At 62.7% G+C, this 18569-nt stretch carries 22 protein-coding genes, 1 tRNA gene and 1 pseudogene; 17 read left to right on the top strand and 7 right to left on the bottom strand.

The features are described 5' to 3' along the window. Positions 1 to 28 precede the first annotated feature (28 nt). Positions 29 to 847: an SDR family NAD(P)-dependent oxidoreductase gene (locus MKI86_RS10765; RefSeq protein WP_241600896.1), complete on the bottom strand. Its 819-nt coding sequence runs from the start codon at positions 845 to 847 to the stop codon at positions 29 to 31. 222 nt (positions 848 to 1069) lie between these two features. On the opposite strand from MKI86_RS10765, the gene MKI86_RS10760 reads away from it, so the two are divergent. Then, a complete protein-coding gene (locus tag MKI86_RS10760; RefSeq protein WP_241601202.1) occupies positions 1070 to 1870 on the top strand; it encodes an endonuclease/exonuclease/phosphatase family protein in 801 nt (266 codons plus the stop codon). Positions 1871 to 1942: 72 nt separating this feature from the next. Here MKI86_RS10760 and MKI86_RS10755 read toward each other — a convergent pair. Beyond that, positions 1943 to 2032: transfer RNA gene (locus MKI86_RS10755), tRNA-Ser, on the bottom strand. A 339-nt stretch (positions 2033 to 2371) separates the two neighbouring features. Here MKI86_RS10755 and rplU point away from each other — a divergent pair. From rplU to MKI86_RS10735, 4 genes and pseudogenes are all read left to right on the top strand, one after another. Further along, positions 2372 to 2683, top strand: a pseudogene (gene rplU / locus MKI86_RS10750) (50S ribosomal protein L21); the annotation flags it as partial. 88 nt (positions 2684 to 2771) lie between these two features. After that, positions 2772 to 3041, top strand: coding sequence for a 50S ribosomal protein L27 (gene rpmA / locus MKI86_RS10745; protein ID WP_134648437.1), 270 nt, complete (start codon positions 2772 to 2774; stop codon positions 3039 to 3041). 126 nt (positions 3042 to 3167) lie between these two features. Next, positions 3168 to 3800 (top strand): GNAT family N-acetyltransferase, encoded by a 633-nt coding sequence (locus tag MKI86_RS10740; protein WP_241600895.1) that lies wholly within the window; start codon positions 3168 to 3170, stop codon positions 3798 to 3800. Next, entirely contained in the window at positions 3797 to 4387 is a 591-nt protein-coding gene (locus MKI86_RS10735) for a GNAT family N-acetyltransferase (RefSeq protein ID WP_241600894.1), read from the top strand. Before MKI86_RS10740 ends, MKI86_RS10735 begins: the two co-directional genes overlap by 4 nt. 31 nt (positions 4388 to 4418) lie before the next feature. On the opposite strand, the gene MKI86_RS10730 is transcribed toward MKI86_RS10735, so the two are convergent. Beyond that, positions 4419 to 5279 (bottom strand): endonuclease/exonuclease/phosphatase family protein, encoded by an 861-nt coding sequence (locus MKI86_RS10730; RefSeq protein ID WP_241600893.1) that lies wholly within the window; start codon positions 5277 to 5279, stop codon positions 4419 to 4421. Between the two features lie 85 nt (positions 5280 to 5364). Between MKI86_RS10730 and obgE the strand changes: the two genes are divergently transcribed. From obgE to MKI86_RS10680, 10 genes are all read left to right on the top strand, one after another. Further along, the gene (obgE, locus tag MKI86_RS10725; protein WP_134648445.1) at positions 5365 to 6375 is read left to right on the top strand and encodes a GTPase ObgE; all 1011 of its coding nucleotides are present in this window, start codon (positions 5365 to 5367) and stop codon (positions 6373 to 6375) included. Position 6376: 1 nt separating this feature from the next. Beyond that, positions 6377 to 7549 (top strand): glutamate 5-kinase, encoded by a 1173-nt coding sequence (gene proB / locus MKI86_RS10720; RefSeq protein ID WP_241600892.1) that lies wholly within the window; start codon positions 6377 to 6379, stop codon positions 7547 to 7549. Beyond that, positions 7542 to 8819: a glutamate-5-semialdehyde dehydrogenase gene (locus MKI86_RS10715; protein ID WP_241600891.1), complete on the top strand. Its 1278-nt coding sequence runs from the start codon at positions 7542 to 7544 to the stop codon at positions 8817 to 8819. Before proB ends, MKI86_RS10715 begins: the two co-directional genes overlap by 8 nt. Positions 8820 to 8856: 37 nt before the next feature. After that, a complete protein-coding gene (locus MKI86_RS10710; RefSeq protein WP_241601201.1) occupies positions 8857 to 9465 on the top strand; it encodes a nicotinate-nucleotide adenylyltransferase in 609 nt (202 codons plus the stop codon). A 23-nt stretch (positions 9466 to 9488) separates the two neighbouring features. Then, entirely contained in the window at positions 9489 to 9977 is a 489-nt protein-coding gene (gene rsfS, locus MKI86_RS10705; RefSeq protein ID WP_241600890.1) for a ribosome silencing factor, read from the top strand. A gap of 136 nt (positions 9978 to 10113) precedes the next feature. After that, on the top strand, positions 10114 to 10596 hold the full coding sequence (rlmH, locus tag MKI86_RS10700) for a 23S rRNA (pseudouridine(1915)-N(3))-methyltransferase RlmH (protein ID WP_241600889.1): 483 nt from the start codon (positions 10114 to 10116) through the stop codon (positions 10594 to 10596). Positions 10597 to 10718: 122 nt separating this feature from the next. After that, positions 10719 to 12149: a murein hydrolase activator EnvC family protein gene (locus tag MKI86_RS10695; protein ID WP_241600888.1), complete on the top strand. Its 1431-nt coding sequence runs from the start codon at positions 10719 to 10721 to the stop codon at positions 12147 to 12149. Next, a complete protein-coding gene (locus MKI86_RS10690) occupies positions 12139 to 13461 on the top strand; it encodes a S41 family peptidase (RefSeq protein ID WP_241600887.1) in 1323 nt (440 codons plus the stop codon). The genes MKI86_RS10695 and MKI86_RS10690 overlap by 11 nt, the downstream gene beginning before the upstream one ends. A 70-nt stretch (positions 13462 to 13531) precedes the next feature. After that, complete coding sequence (locus MKI86_RS10685; RefSeq protein WP_241600886.1) at positions 13532 to 14725, top strand: divergent polysaccharide deacetylase family protein; 1194 nt, start codon at positions 13532 to 13534, stop codon at positions 14723 to 14725. 9 nt (positions 14726 to 14734) lie between these two features. Further along, entirely contained in the window at positions 14735 to 15262 is a 528-nt protein-coding gene (locus MKI86_RS10680; protein ID WP_241600885.1) for an RNA pyrophosphohydrolase, read from the top strand. Between the two features lie 60 nt (positions 15263 to 15322). On the opposite strand, the gene bfr is transcribed toward MKI86_RS10680, so the two are convergent. After that, complete coding sequence (gene bfr, locus MKI86_RS10675; RefSeq protein WP_241600884.1) at positions 15323 to 15808, bottom strand: bacterioferritin; 486 nt, start codon at positions 15806 to 15808, stop codon at positions 15323 to 15325. Continuing rightward, positions 15774 to 16085, bottom strand: a complete 312-nt coding sequence (locus MKI86_RS10670; RefSeq protein ID WP_241601200.1) for a (2Fe-2S)-binding protein — start codon at positions 16083 to 16085, stop codon at positions 15774 to 15776. The genes bfr and MKI86_RS10670 overlap by 35 nt, the downstream gene beginning before the upstream one ends. A gap of 366 nt (positions 16086 to 16451) precedes the next feature. On the opposite strand from MKI86_RS10670, the gene MKI86_RS10665 reads away from it, so the two are divergent. Continuing rightward, positions 16452 to 16895 carry a metallopeptidase family protein gene (locus tag MKI86_RS10665; RefSeq protein WP_134648461.1) on the top strand — a complete coding sequence of 148 codons (444 nt, stop codon included), beginning with the start codon at positions 16452 to 16454 and terminating at the stop codon, positions 16893 to 16895. Positions 16896 to 16988: 93 nt separating this feature from the next. Here MKI86_RS10665 and MKI86_RS10660 read toward each other — a convergent pair whose 3' ends face one another. Together MKI86_RS10660 and MKI86_RS10655 are read right to left on the bottom strand one after the other, a co-directional pair. After that, the gene (locus MKI86_RS10660) at positions 16989 to 17195 is read right to left on the bottom strand and encodes a DUF1737 domain-containing protein (protein ID WP_241600883.1); all 207 of its coding nucleotides are present in this window, start codon (positions 17193 to 17195) and stop codon (positions 16989 to 16991) included. After that, a complete protein-coding gene (locus MKI86_RS10655) occupies positions 17192 to 18100 on the bottom strand; it encodes an HpcH/HpaI aldolase/citrate lyase family protein (protein WP_241600882.1) in 909 nt (302 codons plus the stop codon). The genes MKI86_RS10660 and MKI86_RS10655 overlap by 4 nt, the downstream gene beginning before the upstream one ends. A 109-nt stretch (positions 18101 to 18209) precedes the next feature. On the opposite strand from MKI86_RS10655, the gene MKI86_RS10650 reads away from it, so the two are divergent. Further along, on the top strand, positions 18210 to 18464 hold the full coding sequence (locus MKI86_RS10650; RefSeq protein WP_241600881.1) for a hypothetical protein: 255 nt from the start codon (positions 18210 to 18212) through the stop codon (positions 18462 to 18464). Positions 18465 to 18569 lie beyond the last annotated feature (105 nt).

Genomic DNA, 18569 nt, shown 5'->3' with positions numbered 1-18569 from the left:
GGTCGGCCCTCCCAGACCGGCAATCGCCTTACCTGATGCGGTTCATCGAACCGCCGTCGATTACGATCTGGCTGCCTGTGACATAGGATGAGCAAGGCGATGCGAGATAGAGCGCCAGCCCCTTGATATCCTCGGTGTCGCCGATCCTGCCGATCAGCGACTGCTCCTCGAAGGCCTTGCGGTCGGCGGGGATCTTCAGCCGGCCGCCGGCAATATTGGTCATGAAGGGACCGGGCGAGATGCAGTTGACCAGGATGCCGAACATGCCCAGCTCCATCGCCATCTGCCGGACGAAGTGGTCCACGCCCGCCTTCGCGGGCATGTAAGGCGTGCCGACGATCGCTTCGTTGATCTGCGCGGCGATGGAGGACGTGACGATGATGCGGCCGCCGCCCGTCGCCTTCATGTGGCGCGCCGAATGTTTCACGGTCGTATAGACGGACGAGAGATTGACCTCGATGACCCGGTCCCAATGGTGGTCGTCGAGCACGTCGATCGCCCCATCGGGGATGCGCTCGCCCGTCGTCGACAGGAAACCCGGCCCGGCATCGATGCCCGCATTGGCGAAGACCACGTCGATCCGGCCATGGCGCTCGGCCACCGCATCGAAGGCTTCTTTCATGCGGGCACGGTCCGCCACGTCGACCACCTGCCCCCAGACGTCGCCGCCGCCGGCCTTGAGTTCGGCCACGACGCAGTCGAGCTGCGTTGGATTGAGATCAAAAATACAGACCCGCGCGCCGTTATCCGCCATGACCTCGGCGTAAGCACGCCCGATACCACTGGCGCCGCCGGTAACAATGACCGACTTGCCGCGAACGTCGAACATCTCCTGCAATGTCGCCATTCTTCTCCTCCCGATTACAAGGAGGCTAACAGCGGCCAACACCCGTTTTAATGATTTTTTTCAACTTTAATATGCCGGATCGTTATGCTCGGGAACCTTGTCGATCCGGCTTAAACTGCGCCGCTGATACGATAACCCCATTCGCCTTGACCCGACTTGCAGGCGCTTCTCAAAGCATCCAAAGTCGTGTTTGCGAGACTCCGAGGCCTGAAGGATAGATTCGTGAAAGTGATGTGCCTGAACGGCTGGGGCGGCAAGCTGCACGAAAAACTGTTGCCCTATCTCAAAAACAGCGATCCCGACGTCCTTTGCTTGCAGGAAGTCATTCACAGTCCGGAAACCGGCAAGGATTGGCTGACCTATCGCGATGGTGACCACGTCCTGGCGCAGCGCGCCAACTTCTTTCGCGACGTCTCGAACGCCTTGCCCGATCATGCCGCCATCTTCTGCCCGGCGGCACAGGGCGTCCTCTGGGATCAGGACCAACCCGTCCCGTCGCAATGGGGGCTGGCGACGTTCGTGCGCCGGTCTCTACCCATCATCGGCCAGGTACAGGGCTTTGTTCACAAGGGCTTTTCACCGGCCGGCTATGGCGACCATCCGCGGTCTCGCAGCGCCCATGGCGTCAGGGTCTATGATAACAGAGCGGGGCGGTGCGTCAGCATCACGCATATGCACGGGCTGCGCGATCTGAACGGCAAGATGGACACACCCGAACGCGCCGCGCAGGCACGAAGGTTGCTCGATCTTTCCCGACAGATTTCAGAGCCGGGTGACGTCGTGGTGGTCTGCGGTGACTTTAACGTCGACCCCGGCAGTGAAACGCTCGCCATCCTCGCCGATGCCGGACTGCATGAGCTGGTGACGGGGCGCGGCATTGAGAGCACCCGAACCACGCACTACAAGAAACCGGGCCGGTTCGCCGACTATATGCTTGTGAACCGCGCGGAAGCCGTAAAGTCGTTCGACGTCATCCACGACCCGGAAGTCTCGGATCACTGCCCTCTCGTTCTGCAGTTATAGCCAATACTGCAGCGGGGATCACAGTACGTCTGTGAAGACAATTTTTCGGGAATGCCATCATTCAGCGAGGAATGGCGGAGAGGGTGGGATTCGAACCCACGATACCCTTGCAGGTATGCCGCATTTCGAGTGCGGTGCATTCGACCACTCTGCCACCTCTCCGGATGTCGGTCGGCACCTTTGAGGCGCGGGCGGTACATAGCGGGTGTGGCGCGGGCTTGCAAGAGGGCTTGAGCGTTGAAAGTTCATCTATTTGTCATGGTGACGGAAATTCCCTTGACAGTTTTCCGCGCCTCACCTATTGCGCAAGGTGCAGTGGCATGGGTCTTACCTGTGCCGCGACACTGGTTCTTTGTGCCGAGCGGCCTGAATTTTCGGCGCCGCACCTTGCAGTAACCACCCGAGCCGGCGATGCGCCAATGCATCGCCATCCCTGTCGACTGATAAAAAGACGGCCGTGCCCCAGGGCGCAGAGCCGGCACGAACATGAAAGGATACAAAATGTTCGCAGTCATCAAGACCGGCGGTAAGCAGTACCGCGTGGCCGCCAACGACGTTCTGACAATCGAAAAGCTGTCGGGCGACGCTGGTGCAAAGATCGAATTCACCGAAGTGCTGATGGTCGGCGTCGGCGCCGATGCGACGATCGGTGCGCCCTTCGTCGAAGGCGCGATCGTGACCGCAGAAGTCGTCGAGCACGGCCGCGCCAAGAAGGTCATCGCCTTCAAGAAGCGTCGTCGCCAGAACTCGAAGCGTTCGCGCGGTCATCGTCAGCACAACACGACTGTCCGTATCATCGACATCGCAGCCGCCGGCGGCAAGGCAAAGAAGGCTTCCAAGAAGTCTGAAGCCGAAACCGTTGCAGCAGCCGAATAATCCGGACGGGTAAAGGAGAACTCCCATGGCACACAAAAAAGCTGGCGGTTCCTCGCGCAACGGTCGCGATTCCGAGTCCAAGCGTCTTGGCGTGAAGAAGTTCGGCGGCGAAGCCGTCCTCGCAGGCAACATTATCGTGCGTCAGCGCGGTACGCAGTGGCATCCCGGTGCCAATGTCGGTCTCGGCAAGGATCACACGATCTTCGCTCTTACGGCTGGCAATGTGAATTTCCGTACCAAGGCCAACGGTCGCGTTTACGTGTCTGTAGCCCCGAAAGCGGAAGCAGCGGAATAAGCCGGTAGCGCTCTAAAACAGCCGGCGTCTCATCGACCCGGCTGACGCGACAGGTTTCAGGCCTGAAGAAGAAAAAGGGAGATGAGGCAAGACCTTATCTCCCTTTTTCGTTCTGGAGGACTGAACATGCAAACCGAACTGTTGCGGGAAGACCAATCAAGGTCTCCCCAGGAAAGGCCAAGGCCTGAACGGTCGAGGACCGATTGCCCGATCTTGCTGTCGCCGCGGCTCGTCATGAGAGCCCCGCACGAAGACGACATCGACGCCCTTGCCCATCTCGCCAACAACGCCAATATCGCCAACATGGTCGCCCGCATGCCGCACCCCTACACGGTTGCGGATGCCGCCGATTTTGTGCGACGCACGCGCGACGGCGCGATTGGCAAGTGCGTCTATGCCATTACGAAAGCCGACAACGGAGCGTTCCTCGGTTGCTGCGGTATCGAGCCGCATGAGGACGGACGCACGGTCGAGCTGGGCTACTGGCTGGGTGAGCCCTACTGGAACCAGGGCTATGTCACGGAAGCGGCCCATGCGCTGATCGACATGGTCTTCCGCACCCGCGATATCGAACAGATCGATGCGCGCTGCCGGGTCATGAACATCCCCTCGCGGCGGGTCATCCAGAAGTGCGGCTTCCAGTTCCAGGCGACCGGCATGGTACAGAGCCTTGCCGTCGGCGGCATGGTTCCCGTCGAATGGTACAGGCTCGACCGCAAGACCTGGGTTTCGCTGAAGAGCTGGGGGGGCATGCGATGAACGCCATGCAGAACTCCGTCGAACGGGCCCGCATCACCGGTCCCGGCCCCTGCCCGACCATCACGACGGCGCGTCTGACGCTGCGTCCGCACCGCATGTCCGATGCGGACGCCATCGCCCAGTCGCTTGCCGATTTCCAGGTCTCGCGCATGCTGGCGCGGGTTCCCGCCCCCTATGATCGCCAGGACGCCAGCGAGTGGCTTGCCGTCGCGACCACGGACCTCAACGACGGCTGGGCCTTCGCCATCACCGCCGGCGACGACGTGCATATTGGATGCGTTTCGTTCGAGAGGCGGTCCAGCGGCTGGGAAATCGGCTATTGGCTGAACCGCTTCTACTGGCGGCGCGGCTATATGAGCGAGGCCGTGCATGCGGCCATTTCCCGCTTCCTGATGCGCATGCCGGGCACGGAAATCCACTCCGGCATCTTCGCCGACAACCTTGCGTCTCTGCGCGTGCAGGAAAAGGCGGGATTCCGCATCACCGGCTGCAGCGAGGTCTTCAGCGTCGCGCGCGCCGCCATGGTGCCGCATCTCGAGACCGTACTGGCGCCGGGCGATTTTCGCCCGGCCTCACCGCGGCACTGATATCGGGCGGGGCGGAGAAATCCGCCCCGGTCTACGACAATTCGAACCAGACGGGCATATGGTCGGAGCCGAAGGCCGTTTCGTCGACCCAGGCATCTGTCAGGCGCTCCACGAGGCCGTGGCTGAGAAAACAGTAGTCGAGGAACATGCGGTCGGCATGGTCCTGAGGATTGATCCAGCTGAAGCTTGCGGCATGGCGCTTGCCGAGGCCGGCGATCGCATCGACCGGATTGCCGGCGCGGATCTGGCGGCCGTAAAGGGGATCGACGCCGCCGACCATTTCGCAATATTCGGGCGATTCCGGCACCATGTTGAAATCGCCCATCAGGACATAATCCTCGGGCACCGGCGGTTCGGGCAGGCCGAATTCATGGGCGCCGGAAATCGCGCCTCCCTCGAAGCCGTAGAGCTGGGCGCGGTCCTTGAGATACCGGATCTGGGCGATGCGCTCGTCGCGATGCACATGGTCGAGATGCACGGAATAGACGCGGAGCGCGCCACCCGGTGTGGCGATCACCGCTTCGGTGGCACCGCGTTGCAGGTTCAGCTTGTCGAGCGTGCGGGTGCGCGGCAGCGGGATGAGACGACTGGAGAGGATCGGCCAGCGGGAGAAGATCATGTTGCCGAACTGGAAGCGGCGATTGACCACGCGCCCCTTTTCGATGGCCGATCCCGCATCGAGATCGCAGGCCGGCCAGAAGACCGAGTAGTGGTTCGCCAGCAGCGTCTGCAATTCCGCCACCATGTCGATGCCGCCATTGCGGTGGAAGTTGCGCGTCACTTCCTGCAACGCGATGATGTCGGCGCCATGGATCGAGGAGACGATGCGCGGCAGGTCGAGACGATCGTCGAGACCGATACCGTACTGGATGTTATAGCTGACGAATTTCACGATAGTCTTTGACCTCTGCGGGAAGCGGCTATATCGAAGACGGCAAAATGACCATATTGATCAAAGTAAAGCGAACGGCGAGCCGATGAAGTTCCTGGACGAAGCAAAAGTCTATATCCGGTCCGGCGACGGCGGGGCAGGGGCTGTCTCGTTCCGCCGCGAAAAATTCATCGAATTCGGCGGCCCCGACGGCGGCGACGGCGGACGCGGCGGCGACGTGTGGGTGGAGGCCGTCAACGGCCTCAACACGCTGATCGACTTCCGTTACCAGCAGCACTTCAAGGCGACGATCGGCACGCACGGCATGGGCCGCAACCGCACCGGTGCGAACGGCGCAAGCGTGACGTTGAAGGTTCCCGTCGGCACGCAGATCTTCGAAGAAGACAACGAAACGCTGATTGTCGACCTCGTGCAGGAAGGGCAGCGCTTCAAGCTGGCCGCCGGCGGCAATGGCGGCTTCGGCAACGCGCATTTCAAATCCTCGACCAATCAGGCGCCGAACTGGGCAAATCCCGGTCTGGAAGGCGAAGAAAAGACCATCTGGCTGCGGCTGAAGCTGATTGCCGATGCCGGCCTCGTCGGCCTGCCCAATGCCGGCAAGTCGACCTTCCTCGCGACCTGCACGCGCGCTCGGCCGAAGATCGCCAACTATCCGTTCACGACCCTGCATCCCAATCTGGGCGTGGCGACCATCGACGGCGGCGAGTTCATTCTGGCGGACATTCCCGGCCTCATCGAAGGCGCCCATGATGGTGTAGGCCTCGGCGATCGTTTCCTCGGCCATGTCGAACGCACCCGCGTGCTGCTGCACCTCGTCTCCGCGCAGGAGGAGGATGTTGCCAAGGCCTACAAGACGGTGAAGCACGAGCTTGAAGCCTATGGCGGCGGCATCACCGATAAGCCGGAGATTGTGGCGCTCTCGCAGATCGACCTGCTCGACGAGGACGAACTGAAGAAGAAGTCCAAGGCGCTGCAGAAGGCCTGCGGCCAGCCCGTTCTGCAGCTTTCCGCCGTCGCCAATGTCGGCATGGTCGGCACGCTGCGCGCCCTTCGCGACGTCATCGTTCAATCGAAGAATGCCGGATCCGACGACTGAGATGACCAGAAACCGCAAACCGCTCGGAAAGTACCGCCGGATTGTGATCAAGATCGGCTCGGCGCTGCTTGTCGACCGCGCGAGCGGCCTCAAGAAGGCCTGGCTCGATGCGATGTGCGCGGATATCGCCGCGCTCAAGTCCGGCGGCACCGAGGTTCTCGTCGTCTCCTCCGGCGCCATCGCGCTCGGCCGCTCCGTGCTGAAAGTGCCGGCCGGCACCCTGAAGCTGGAGGAAAGCCAGGCCGCCGCCGCCGTGGGCCAGATCGCGCTGGCCCGCGCATGGTCGCAGAGCCTGTCGGCCGACGATATCGTCGCCGGCCAGATCCTGTTGACGCTCGGCGATACCGAGGAGCGCCGCCGCTATCTCAATGCGCGCGCGACGATCAACCAGCTCCTGAAACTGGGTGCCGTGCCGATCATCAATGAGAACGACACGGTCGCCACGACGGAAATCCGCTATGGTGACAACGACCGGCTGGCCGCACGCGTCGCCACCATGACGGGCGCCGATCTGCTGGTGCTGCTGTCGGACATCGACGGGCTCTATACGGCGCCTCCGCATCTCGATCCCGACGCGCGTTTCCTCGAGACGATCCCTGCCATCACGCCCGAAATCGAGGCGATGGCCGGTGGCGCGGCCTCGGAACTCTCGCGCGGCGGCATGCGCACCAAGATCGACGCCGGCAAGATCGCGACGGGCGCGGGCTGCGCCATGATCATCGCCTCGGGCAAGGTCGACCATCCGCTGCGCGCCATCGAGGACGGTGCGCGGTCCTCATGGTTTGCGCCGTCGGGTTCGCCAGTCACCGCACGGAAAACCTGGATTGCCGGGCAGTTGCAGCCGGCTGGCCGGCTTGAGATCGATGCGGGCGCCGAAACCGCGCTCAGCGCGGGCAAAAGCCTGCTGCCCGCCGGTGTGCGCGGCGTGTGGGGTTCGTTTTCGCGTGGCGACACGGTTTCGATCTACGGGACGAACGGTCGCGAGATCGCCCGCGGCCTCGCGGGCTACGATGCCGACGAGGCGCGGCTGATCGTCGGCAAGAAATCGGCGGATATCGCCGCCATTCTGGGCTATGCCGGCCGCACCGCCATGGTGCACCGGGACGATCTCGTTGTGACCGGCCTTGCCGCGCCGGCCCCCGCCGAGACAGGGAAGGATTTGAGCCATGCTTGATCAGGTCAAGACCGATATCGACGCCCTGATGGACAGGATCGGCCGCAATGCCCGCGCCGCCGCCCGTCCGCTTTCCATCGCCAGCGCGGAAGAGAAGAATCGCGCGCTGGAGGCCATGGCCGCCGAGATCCTGGCCAACCGTGACGCGATCCTCGCCGCCAATGCGATCGACCTCGCCAATGCGAAGGAAAGCGGCGTCGCCGCATCCTTCCTAGACCGGCTGACATTGACGCCCGAGCGCATCGAGGGCATCGCCTCTGCCATCCGCGACATTGCCGGCCTCAAGGATCCGGTGGGCGACGTCATTGCGGAATGGGACCGCCCGAATGGCCTGCATATAGAACGCGTGCGTACGCCGCTCGGCGTCATCGGCGTGATCTACGAGAGCCGCCCGAACGTGACGGCCGATGCCGGTGCGCTGTGCCTGAAAGCCGGCAATACCGTGATCCTGCGCGGCGGGTCGGACAGCGTGAATTCATCGCAGGCTATCCATTCCTGCCTGGTGGCCGGCCTCAAGGCCGCCGGCCTGCCGGAGCATGCCATCCAGTACGTGCCGGTCACGGATCGCGCAGCCGTCGGCGCCATGCTTTCGGGCCTCGGCGGCGCCATCGACGTCATCGTGCCGCGCGGCGGCAAGAGCCTCGTCGCGCGCGTGCAGAGCGAGGCCCGCGTGCCCGTCTTCGCGCATCTCGAAGGGCTCTGCCATATCTATGTCGACAGGTCGGCCGATCTGGAGATGGCAAAGAAAATCGTCGTCAACGCCAAGATGCGCCGTACAGGCATTTGCGGCGCTGCCGAAACGCTGTTGATCGACCGCGCCGTCGCCGATACGCATCTTGCGCCGCTTGTTGAGGGCCTGCTGGCCGCCGGCTGCGAGATCCGCGCGACGGATGAGATCCGCGCCCGCATTCCCGATCTTGTACCGGCAACCGACGCGGACTGGTCGACCGAATATCTCGACGCGATCATCGCTGTTTCGCTGGTAGACGGTATCTCGGGCGCCATCGACCATATCAACCGATGGTCGTCTGCCCACACGGAAGCCGTCATCGCCGAAGACCCCGACGTCGTCGCACGCTTCTTTAACGAGATCGATTCGGCGATCCTCGTGCATAATGCTTCCACGCAGTTCGCCGATGGCGGAGAATTCGGCATGGGCGGTGAGATCGGCATCGCCACGGGCAAGATGCATGCGCGCGGCCCCGTCGGTGTCGAGCAGCTCACCTCCTTCAAGTACCGAGTGCGCGGCACCGGACAGGTGCGGCCCTGAGGTGACGTCGGACAGGGTCGAAGAGCGCTATCTGAGAATGCCCCATGTCGAGAAAGGCATGGCGGTCGGCCTGTTCGGCGGCTCCTTCAATCCGCCGCACCAGGGCCATGCACTCGTGGCCGAAACGGCGCTGCGCCGCCTCGGGCTCGACCAGCTCTGGTGGATGGTGACGCCCGGCAACCCGCTCAAGGACCACAAGCAGCTCGCACCGCTCGCAGAACGCATCCGCATGAGCGAGGCCATCGCGCCCGGACCGCGCATAAAGGTGACGGCCTTCGAGAAACGGCTCGGCCAGAGCTATACCGCCAAAACGCTGGAGCGCGTGCAGGCGCTGAATCGAGGCGTGAACTTCGTCTGGATCATGGGCGCGGATAATCTGGCGACGTTCCACAAATGGCAGAACTGGCGTAAGATCGCCTGCACCTTCCCCATCGCCGTCATCGACCGGCCGGGCTCGACCCTCGCCTATCTCTCCTCGCGCATGGCCAAGACCTTCGACTATGCCCGCGTCGACGAGGAAGACGCCATGACCCTGCCGGGGCGGCGCGCACCCGCCTGGACCTTCATTCACGGGCCGCGCTCGGCGCTCAGTTCCACGGCCCTGCGCACGCGCACGGACCTAGATAAAACCATCCCTCAGAAGTGACGTCTTGAAACTGGTACCCATTGGTGCCTACATTCGGCAGGTATCGGCGCGCTTTTGCCGATACGGGACGTGCTGTTCTGATCCAGAAAGGAACGAACCTGACAACAGTGCACGCAAAGGGGAACGTCTACGGCGTTTTCTCCAAGAGCGCGGGACGCAGCGACGATGCAGCCGACCGTGCCCTTCAACTGGTCCTCGCCAGCCTTGAGGACTCGAAAGCAGAAGATATCGTCTCCATCAACATTGCCGGGAAATCGGCGCTGGGCGACTACATGGTGGTCGTGTCCGGACGCTCGAACCGTCATGTGATGGCGATTGCCGATCACCTCATCTCCGATCTCAAGGACGAAGGCCTGGGCAATGCCCGCGTCGAGGGCCTTGAAGCGGGCGACTGGGTGCTGATCGACACGGGCGATATCATCATCCATGTGTTCCGGCCGGAAATCCGGGAGTTCTACAACATCGAAAGGATGTGGGCGGCTCCCGAAATCGAGGACGGCACGGTTCACTGAGCGGATCCGGCAAGACCGCGACGCGGTTTTGCGTGAGGAGCTGCGCTTTGACAAAACGCCGGGCACCTGTCCGGCGAGGATAAGGGGTGCGTGCGCCGAGATCGCCGCGCCACGACAAACGGACAGGGCTTAGGCGATGCGAGTGGGACTTTTTGCGGTTGGACGGCTCAAGGCCGGCCCTGAGAAGGATCTTGCGGCCCGCTATATCGACCGTTTCGCCAAGGCCGGTCCCGCCATCGGCCTCGAACTCGGCAAGATGACGGAGGTCGGCGAAAGCCGCGCCGGCAACGCCGATACGCGCAAGCGCGAGGAAGCGGTGATGCTGGAGAAGGCGCTGCCGGATAGCGCCGTGTTGATCCTGCTCGACGAGCGCGGCAAGTCGCTCGATTCTCCCGGCTTCGCCAATCTACTCGGCGGCTTCCGCGATGCCGGAAAGCGCGAGCTGATGATTGCGATCGGCGGCGCCGATGGGCTCGATCCCGCCCTCTACGACCGCGCGGATGCCACGCTCTGCCTCGGCAAGATGACCTGGCCGCACCAACTCGTGCGTATCCTTTTGGCCGAACAGCTCTACCGAGCCGTCACCATTCTCTCAGGCCACCCCTATCACCGCAGCTGACACGCGCGCCATTGCCGCGCAAGCCTGAGCGTGCACTCTGACACCAGCCCTATTTTTGGCGCTCTTTCTTGGCGAAGTCCGCAAATCAGCATAGAGCGAAGGGAACGGATGTTCGGAAGACGATGAGGAAAACCGGCACAGCCCATTCCGGTGAAGGTGTCAGCCGCCTGCTGCGGCCGGCAATGCTGTCGGCCGCGCTCTTCGTGGCCACACTAACCCATCCTGTCTTCGCTGAACCCGACGAAACGGTCGTCACGACCGAAAAGACCGGTTCGCTGCCCCGTGTCGAGGCGGATCCCGCCGCAGCCCTTGCCCTTCGCCGCGACAGCACGCGCCGGGAACTCGAATCGCTCTCCCAATCCATCAGCGTTTCCGAGGAGAAGACGAAAGAGCTGGAGGCGGAAATTGCCCGGCTCGACAAGTCCCGCCAGACGCTGCGCGACGCTATCGTCCAGTCCGCCGCCCTGCGCAAGCAGATGGAAGAGAAGATTCTCGCCGGCGAAAAGCGTCTGGAAGGCATGCGTGAGCAGGAGGCCGGCGTGCGCGCCTCGCTGCACGAGCGGCGCGGCGTGCTGGCCGAGGTGCTCGCCGCCCTCCAGCGCATGGGCCGCAATCCTCCGCCCGCCCTGCTGGTAACGCCCGACGACGCGCTGGGCTCGGTGCGCAGCGCCATCCTGCTCGGCGCCGTCGTGCCCGGCATCCGCAAGGAAACCGATGCCCTGATCGACGATCTGGCCGCGCTGATGGACATCAAGAGCGACATCGATCGCGAAAAGACCGAGCTGACCGACGCCATGCAAATCCGCCTGGACGAGGAGAAGCGCTCGGAATTGCTGGTCGCCCAGAACGAGGCGCTGACGGAAACCAGCAGCCGCACCCTTGCCGCCGAACGGCGGCGCGCGGAGGAACTCGCCGGCCGCGCGACGAGCCTGGAGGGACTGATCGGAAGCCTGGAAAAGGAGATCGGTTCGGTGCGTGACGCCGCCGCACTCGCCCGCGCCAAGGGAGAAGAACGGCGCGGCCAGAGCGAGGCCGAACGCGAGAAGGCGAGGGCGCTGGCGCGCGACAGCGTGCCCGACAAAAACCGCATTGCTCCCGCATATGAATTCTCACAGTTGCAGGCAAAACTCGATTATCCCGTGGCAGGCGACCCGCTGCGCCAGTTCGGCGACGCTGACGGAACCGGCCACGATTCCCAGGGGCTGACGCTCGCCACCAATCCCGGCGCGCTCGTTACAGCCCCTGCCGACGGATGGATCGTCTTTGCCGGAACTTTTCGCAGTTACGGACGCATGATCATTCTGAACGCGGGGGAGGGCTACCACCTCGTCCTGTCCGGCATGGACAAGGTGAACGTGCGCGAAGGTCAGTTCGTTGTGGCTGGAGAGCCGCTCGCCGTGATGGGCGAAAAGAGGATCGCAAGTGTGAACGCTTTGACGCTGGAAACGGACAAGCCGACACTTTACATTGAATTTCGAAAGAACGGAAAACCGGTTGATTCCCGGCCGTGGTGGTCCGCCAAAATTTCTGGAAAGGCACGCAATGATACGTAGGGCTTCACTTGTTATCGTCGGTGCACTCATGGGTGCCACGGCCATGAGCGTCATCAACACGGTTACGCTGCCCGCGGAAGCCGCCGGCTCGTCAACCTATCGCGAGCTTTCCATTTTCGGGGATGTCTTCGAACGCGTGCGCGCCCAGTATGTGACGCCGCCGAAGGAAGACCAGCTCATCGAAAATGCCATCAATGGCATGCTGACCTCGCTCGACCCGCATTCGTCCTACATGAATGCCAAGGATGCCGAGGACATGCGCACCCAGACCAAGGGTGAATTCGGCGGCCTTGGTATCGAGGTCACGATGGAAGACGAACTCGTCAAGGTCATCACGCCGATCGACGACACACCGGCTTCGCGTGCGGGCGTCCTGGCCGGCGACTTCATTTCCAAGATCGACGGACAGGACGTGCGCGGCCTCAAGCTCGAGGAAGCGGTCGAGAAGATGCGCGGCGCGGTCAACACGCCGATCAAGCTCACGCTGATCCGCAAGGGCGCCGACAAGCCGATCGAACTGACGATCAAGCGCGACATCATCGCTGTCAGGGCCGTCAAGTCACGTGTCGAGGACAATGTCGGCTATCTGCGCGTCATCTCCTTCACCGAGAAGACCTATGACGATCTCGAAGCCGCGATCACCAAGATCAAGGAAGAGGTTCCGGCCGACAAGCTGAAGGGTTACGTGCTCGACCTGCGCCTCAATCCGGGCGGCCTGCTCGACCAGGCGATCAACGTCTCCGACGCCTTCCTGGAGCGCGGCGAGGTCGTTTCGACGCGCGGCCGCAACGATGACGAGACCCGCCGCTTCAATGCGACCCCGGGCGACATCACCGATGGCAAGCCGGTCGTCGTGCTGATCAACGGCGGCTCGGCCTCGGCTTCCGAAATCGTCGCCGGCGCGCTGCAGGACCTGCGCCGCGCAACCGTCCTCGGCACGCGTTCGTTCGGCAAGGGCTCGGTCCAGACCATCATCCCGATGGGCGAAGCCGGTGCGTTGCGTCTGACGACCGCGCTCTACTACACGCCGTCGGGCAAATCGATCCAGGGCACGGGCATCACGCCCGACATCACCGTCGAGCAGCCCCTGCCGCCCGAATTGCAGGGTAAGATCGAGAACGCGGCCGAATCCAGCCTGCGCGGCCATATCCAGGGCCAGAGCGAGACGGAAGCGGGCTCCGGCTCCTCCGCCTATGTGCCGCCGGAAGCCAAGGACGACGTCCAGCTTCAATACGCACTCGAACTGCTGCGTGGCCAGAAGTCCGACCCGTCCTTCCCGGCCAATCCGGAAAAGGCCGAGCTGAAGCAGTAAGACGCATCCGCAGGGCCCGTCACCGCACGGGCCCTGTTTTTACGCACCTTCCGGCCAGCGCGGACTGACCTTGGGCACAGACATTCACGCACCTCTCGGCCAGGACCGCAAGGCAAGGCCAGGACGGACGGGACCGTCACGGTTCTCCGCCGGCATGGTCGTGTCTGCCCTGGCCGTCGTCGGCTTGCTCGGGCTGTCCGGCTGGACGGCCCTGGCGCCAAGCGGCCTGCGCACCGAACCATTCCCCACCGCGGCTGAAACCGTCGAAACCGCAGACGCCAGACCCGATCAAAAGGCCGCGGAAGCTGGCGACGGCGTACGCCGGGCCAACGGCCTTTCCGGCGCACGCGTCGAAGAAACCGTCAATGACGACGGAAGCGTCGTGCGCAAATATGCGCCCGGCGCGCGCGACGGCACCGGCCCCGTCATTCTCGAGGCAAACCGCGTCGGCCAGGATGCACGCACTGCGGCTTTTCCGAACGAAGATCTCCTGGAAGACACCTCAGACGGCAAGATCCCAATCATCGGTCTCGACGGGACGCGCCCGATGGACCAGTATGCCCGTCCGTGGTCCGGTGCACGCGGCACACGCATCGCCATCGTGGTGGGCGGCCTCGGCCTCAGCCAGACGGGCACACAGCGCGCCATTCGCGAACTGCCAGGAGAGGTGACGTTGGCCTTTGCCGCGAGCGGCAACAGCCTTCAGCGCTGGATGCAGGAGGCGCGGCGGGCCGGACACGAGATCCTGCTGCAATTGCCGCTCGAACCCTTCGACTATCCGCAGAACGACCCGGGCCCCTATACGCTGCGCACCGACATGACCGAGGCGCAGAACCTCGCTGAACTGCACCGCGCCATGGCACGGATTACCAACTATACCGGCGTCGTGAACTTCATGGGCGGCCGCTTCCTCTCCAGTGCCGATGCGCTGGAGCCGGTCATGCGCGACGTGGCAAGCCGCGGCCTGCTTTTCCTGGACGACGCCAGCTCCGCCCAGTCGCTTTCGGGCACCATTGCCGGCGCGGTCTCCGCTCCGCATGCCTTTGCCGACCTCCAGCTCGACGCCGATCTCTCGCGCACGGCGGTGCTCAAGAAGCTCGATGAGCTGGAACGCATTGCGCGGCGCAACGGCACCGCGATCGGCATCGCCTCGGCCTTCGACGAAAGTGTGGACGCCATCCGCGAATGGTGCGAGGAAGCCAGCACACGCGGCATCGAGATCGTCGGCGTCGCATCGCTCGCAGACATTCCCGCCAAACGATAGGAACTCCCGATGGGCAAGGAAAAGGACAAGGTGGTCGGGGCCGAGGACCTGCCCTACCGCCCCTGTGTCGGCATCATGGTGCTGAACGCCGAAAACAAGGTCTGGGCCGGCCATCGGCTCGCGGTCGGCAATTCGGAATATGACGGCTCGCCGCAGCTCTGGCAAATGCCGCAAGGCGGCATCGACAAGGGCGAGGAGCCGCTGGAAGCCGCCTATCGCGAACTCTACGAAGAGACCGGCATGAAAAGCGTGTCGCTGATCGCAGATGCGGGCCGCTGGATCAATTATGACCTGCCGGCGCATCTGATCGGCATCGGTCTGAAAGGCAAATATCGCGGCCAGACGCAGCGGTGGTTCGCCTTCCGCTTCGAAGGCGATGAAGGCGAGATCGCCATCAACCCGCCGCCGGGCGGCCATACGGCGGAATTCGACGAATGGGCGTGGAAACCCATGCGCGAACTGCCTGATCTCATCGTGCCTTTCAAGCGCAAGGTTTACGAAGAGGTCGTGGCGACCTTCGCCCATCTCGCGCCCTGACAAACAAAAATCCCCGGCAAGGCCGGGGATTTTCGTATTCGTGATGGTGGAACGACCGCCTTATTCGGCTTCGTTTGCCGGCGCTGCGTTCAGCTGGCCGTACTTTTCCTCGCCCAGCTTGCCGAGCAGCTCCAGCTGGGTCTCCAGGAAGTCGATATGGCCTTCCTCGTCGATCAGCAGCTCTTCGAACAGCTTCATGGTGACGTAGTCACCGGCGTCGTGACAGATGTCACGCGACTTCTTGTAGGCCGTGCGGGCATCGTATTCACCAGCAAGGTCGGCTTCCAGAACTTCCTTGACGTTCTGGCCGATGCGCAGCGGTGCGACGGTCTGCAGGTTCGGGTGGCCTTCAAGGAAGATGATGCGGGCGACGAGCTTGTCGGCGTGTTGCATTTCTTCGATGGACTCGGCACGTTCCTTCTTGGCGAGAAGCGTGTAACCCCAGTCCTCGAGAAGGCGGTAGTGGAGCCAGTACTGGTTGACAGCACCCAGCTCGAGATAGAGCGCTTCGTTAAGCTGCTCGATGACTCTTTTGTCGCCTTTCAAGATCCGCTCTCCTGTTTTCTTCATGGAATTGTTTGAGGCGGGTCATGAAATCAAAAATCTCGGCATCCGTCGAGTCACCGCGGGCGTGGTATTGCTCCGTCGTGCGAATGATGATGTCCACGACGTTCGGAAAACAGCCGCAGCAACGGCCACGCTTCTGCATCGCGTGATAGACTTTCGCAGGCACGATGAGCTGCCAACAGTCCTCGTCGAGGAGGCCGTTGATCACGTCCACGATGTCTTTTTCGGTGATGAAATTGCAGCTGCAAACCAGCATTTCGACTTGCCCGTCATACGCAAAGCACTGAGTTTCCGGGATTAAGCAAAAGAGGACATTGACTGTCAAGAATGATTGCGTCGTTCGCCGCCGCCAGAAAACTTAGAGTCATTCTAATCTTGATTAAAAGTATCGTCTTTTCATGTGCTTATGATGCGAAGAGGCGGACGAAATTGACGATAAAGTGCGACAAACTGACCGATCACGTTTTATTGCATAACTGGCGTTTTGGCGCCTTCGTCTTGTGCATGGCGACATGAATCGACCTGCCCGCCATCGAGAAACGCCGGGCGCGCATGCCCGGCCTGCAAATTCAGCCCTCGAAAACCGCTGGAAATCGTCTATATGACGATCAAAGGAGACTACATGGCCCGAATTGACCAGACCGAGGATTGGCGCAACCGCCACGCCCCGACCATCAGCACATTTGAATCCCTTGCGCTGGAGGCCTATGGCCACCTGCCGGAGGAGTTCCGTGCGCTGACGGGCAACCTGATCATCGAGATCTCCGAATTCCCCAGCGACGATGTCTTCGAGGACATGGCACTGGAAACGCCCTTCGACCTGCTCGGCCTCTTCGAGGGCCGCGGCATCACCGAGCGTTTTACGGTCGAGACCGGCGAGATGCCGAACCGCATCACGCTCTATCGCCGCCCTATTCTCGATTACTGGGCGGAGAACGAGGAAACGCTGGGCGACATCGTCACCCATGTCCTCATCCACGAGATCGGCCATCATTTCGGCCTGTCCGACGACGATATGGAACGCATCGAGGCGAGCGCGGAGATCGCGGCGGAGCAATCCTCCTGAAGCACATCGGTAAAGCCCGATACATGACCACAGGCATGTCTTCGGGCTTGAAGGGATTCCACGGTGTGCGGACCCGCCGCTTTTATACTGCGCTCACTGCTCGGAGAGCTTGATGTCGGGCGTGTAGTCCTTGCCGGGCACATCCTTCACCACAGCCTGGCCGCAATGCATCAGCCTGGCTTCGCCGTTATAGGCGTAGGTCGGCGAGCCATGCAGCTCCCAGCCCTTGTTCAGCGCCAGCGTGACCTTGTGGCAGAAGGAAGCGTCATCAGGGCCGGTGAGGAATCGATAGACTTTCATGTTTTCTTTCTCTCGTTGATCAGATCGGCCTTGCTCAGGAGACGCTCTGCCTGATCGGCATGCAGCTTCTCCACCATGCGACCGGCAATATTGACGACAGCCTTGCCGGCATTCTCGGGCGCCGAAAAGGCAGCGACGATGGCAATCGCCTCGGCGGCCTCCGCCTCCGTCACGCCGAAGGCATCATGGGCGGCGGCTATCTGCGCGGGATGGATCAGCATCTTGCCGTCGAACCCCATCTGGCGGCCCTGACGGCATTCGGCGGCAAGGCCGTCGCTGTCGGCAAAATCGTTGAAGACGCTGTCGACGACATCGAGGCCGCAGGCGCGCGCGGCAACGACCACCTGAAGCAGCAGGGGTACGAGAAAGGGCCGGCCGGCGATGTCGGCGATCCCCGTTTCCTTGCGCAGATCGTTCAGCCCGACGACGAAGCAATCCAGCCGTCCGCCCTGCGTACGGCCGGTCTCGGCGATGGAGGAAAGGTTGAGAAGCGCGGCGGCCGTCTCGATCATTGCCCAGAGGCGCGGCCCGTCATCGGCGCCGGCTTCGGAAAACCAGTCGGCGGCCGTGAGGATATCCTGCGGCGCTGACACCTTTGGCAAAAGCACGGCATCGGGCATGCACTGAAGCGCGGCCTCCAGATCGCGCAGGCCGTCCGGCCCGTCGGGCGGATTGATCCGCATCACGTGCTCGCGCCCGTCGCTGCGGTCGAGCGCGGCGAAATGCGCGATGAGCGCAGCGCGCGCCTCGGCCTTCTTCTCCGGCAGGACCGAGTCTTCGAGATCATAGATGATCGCGTCGCAATCGAGCGTCACGGATTTCGCGAGTGCCCGCGCATTGACCGCCGGAACGCTCAACAGGGAGCGGCGCAGGCGAAGCGGATGGTGATGCGGTGTCCTGTTCATCTTCCCTTTGTGACGCGCTTTGTCGCAACCCGCAAGCACGACGAGATTCGGCCTTGCAATGGACAAATTCGCCCCCCACATTGTTCATCAGAGAAAAGGGCAAATCAAAATGCAGCGCATTCGCTCCATCATCTTCACCGTCTTCGCCATGCTTGTTGCCGGCGCAACGCTCGTGTTCGCCGCGTCGGTCGGCCTTGCCATCGTCGGCATTACCGCCGTGCTGATGCTCGGCTCCCTGCTTGCTGCGAAATTCCAGCCGACTCCAGTTCGTGCAACCGCGCGTGCTCGCAACGAGCGCGCGGCCACAGGCCAGCGCGAGCCGCGCATCTGGAACGACGGCCGCGGCACGATCATCGACCTCTGACAGAGGCTACCTCCCGAGAGAGGATATCCGGGCGCCTGCCTCCGCGCCCGGTGCCGTCCTTGCGGCCCGAGCAAGATTTTCCTTCAAATCCCGGGAAAACTGATT

The sequence above is a fragment of the Shinella sedimenti genome (assembly GCF_022601905.1).
Classification (GTDB): domain Bacteria; phylum Pseudomonadota; class Alphaproteobacteria; order Rhizobiales; family Rhizobiaceae; genus Shinella; species Shinella sedimenti.
Note: the sequence above shows the minus strand (reverse complement) of the source record. Positions and strands in the feature narration are given on the sequence as shown.

Bases quoted from the DNA above. Each gene is read 5' to 3' on its own strand.
- proB (WP_241600892.1), top strand. From the start codon at position 6,377: ATGACCAGAAACCGCAAACCGCTCGGAAAGTACCGCCGGATTGTGATC.
- MKI86_RS10660 (WP_241600883.1), bottom strand. From the start codon at position 17,195: ATGAAAGTCTATCGATTCCTCACCGGCCCTGATGACGCTTCCTTCTGC.
- rlmH (WP_241600889.1), top strand. From the start codon at position 10,114: ATGCGAGTGGGACTTTTTGCGGTTGGACGGCTCAAGGCCGGCCCTGAG.
- obgE (WP_134648445.1), top strand. From the start codon at position 5,365: ATGAAGTTCCTGGACGAAGCAAAAGTCTATATCCGGTCCGGCGACGGC.
- MKI86_RS10740 (WP_241600895.1), top strand. From the start codon at position 3,168: ATGCAAACCGAACTGTTGCGGGAAGACCAATCAAGGTCTCCCCAGGAA.
- MKI86_RS10695 (WP_241600888.1), top strand. From the start codon at position 10,719: ATGAGGAAAACCGGCACAGCCCATTCCGGTGAAGGTGTCAGCCGCCTG.
- MKI86_RS10665 (WP_134648461.1), top strand. From the start codon at position 16,452: ATGGCCCGAATTGACCAGACCGAGGATTGGCGCAACCGCCACGCCCCG.
- MKI86_RS10670 (WP_241601200.1), bottom strand. From the start codon at position 16,085: ATGCTGGTTTGCAGCTGCAATTTCATCACCGAAAAAGACATCGTGGAC.
- MKI86_RS10655 (WP_241600882.1), bottom strand. From the start codon at position 18,100: ATGAACAGGACACCGCATCACCATCCGCTTCGCCTGCGCCGCTCCCTG.
- rpmA (WP_134648437.1), top strand. From the start codon at position 2,772: ATGGCACACAAAAAAGCTGGCGGTTCCTCGCGCAACGGTCGCGATTCC.
- MKI86_RS10680 (WP_241600885.1), top strand. From the start codon at position 14,735: ATGGGCAAGGAAAAGGACAAGGTGGTCGGGGCCGAGGACCTGCCCTAC.
- MKI86_RS10690 (WP_241600887.1), top strand. From the start codon at position 12,139: ATGATACGTAGGGCTTCACTTGTTATCGTCGGTGCACTCATGGGTGCC.
- MKI86_RS10715 (WP_241600891.1), top strand. From the start codon at position 7,542: ATGCTTGATCAGGTCAAGACCGATATCGACGCCCTGATGGACAGGATC.
- MKI86_RS10650 (WP_241600881.1), top strand. From the start codon at position 18,210: ATGCAGCGCATTCGCTCCATCATCTTCACCGTCTTCGCCATGCTTGTT.
- MKI86_RS10710 (WP_241601201.1), top strand. From the start codon at position 8,857: ATGCCCCATGTCGAGAAAGGCATGGCGGTCGGCCTGTTCGGCGGCTCC.
- MKI86_RS10735 (WP_241600894.1), top strand. From the start codon at position 3,797: ATGAACGCCATGCAGAACTCCGTCGAACGGGCCCGCATCACCGGTCCC.
- MKI86_RS10765 (WP_241600896.1), bottom strand. From the start codon at position 847: ATGGCGACATTGCAGGAGATGTTCGACGTTCGCGGCAAGTCGGTCATT.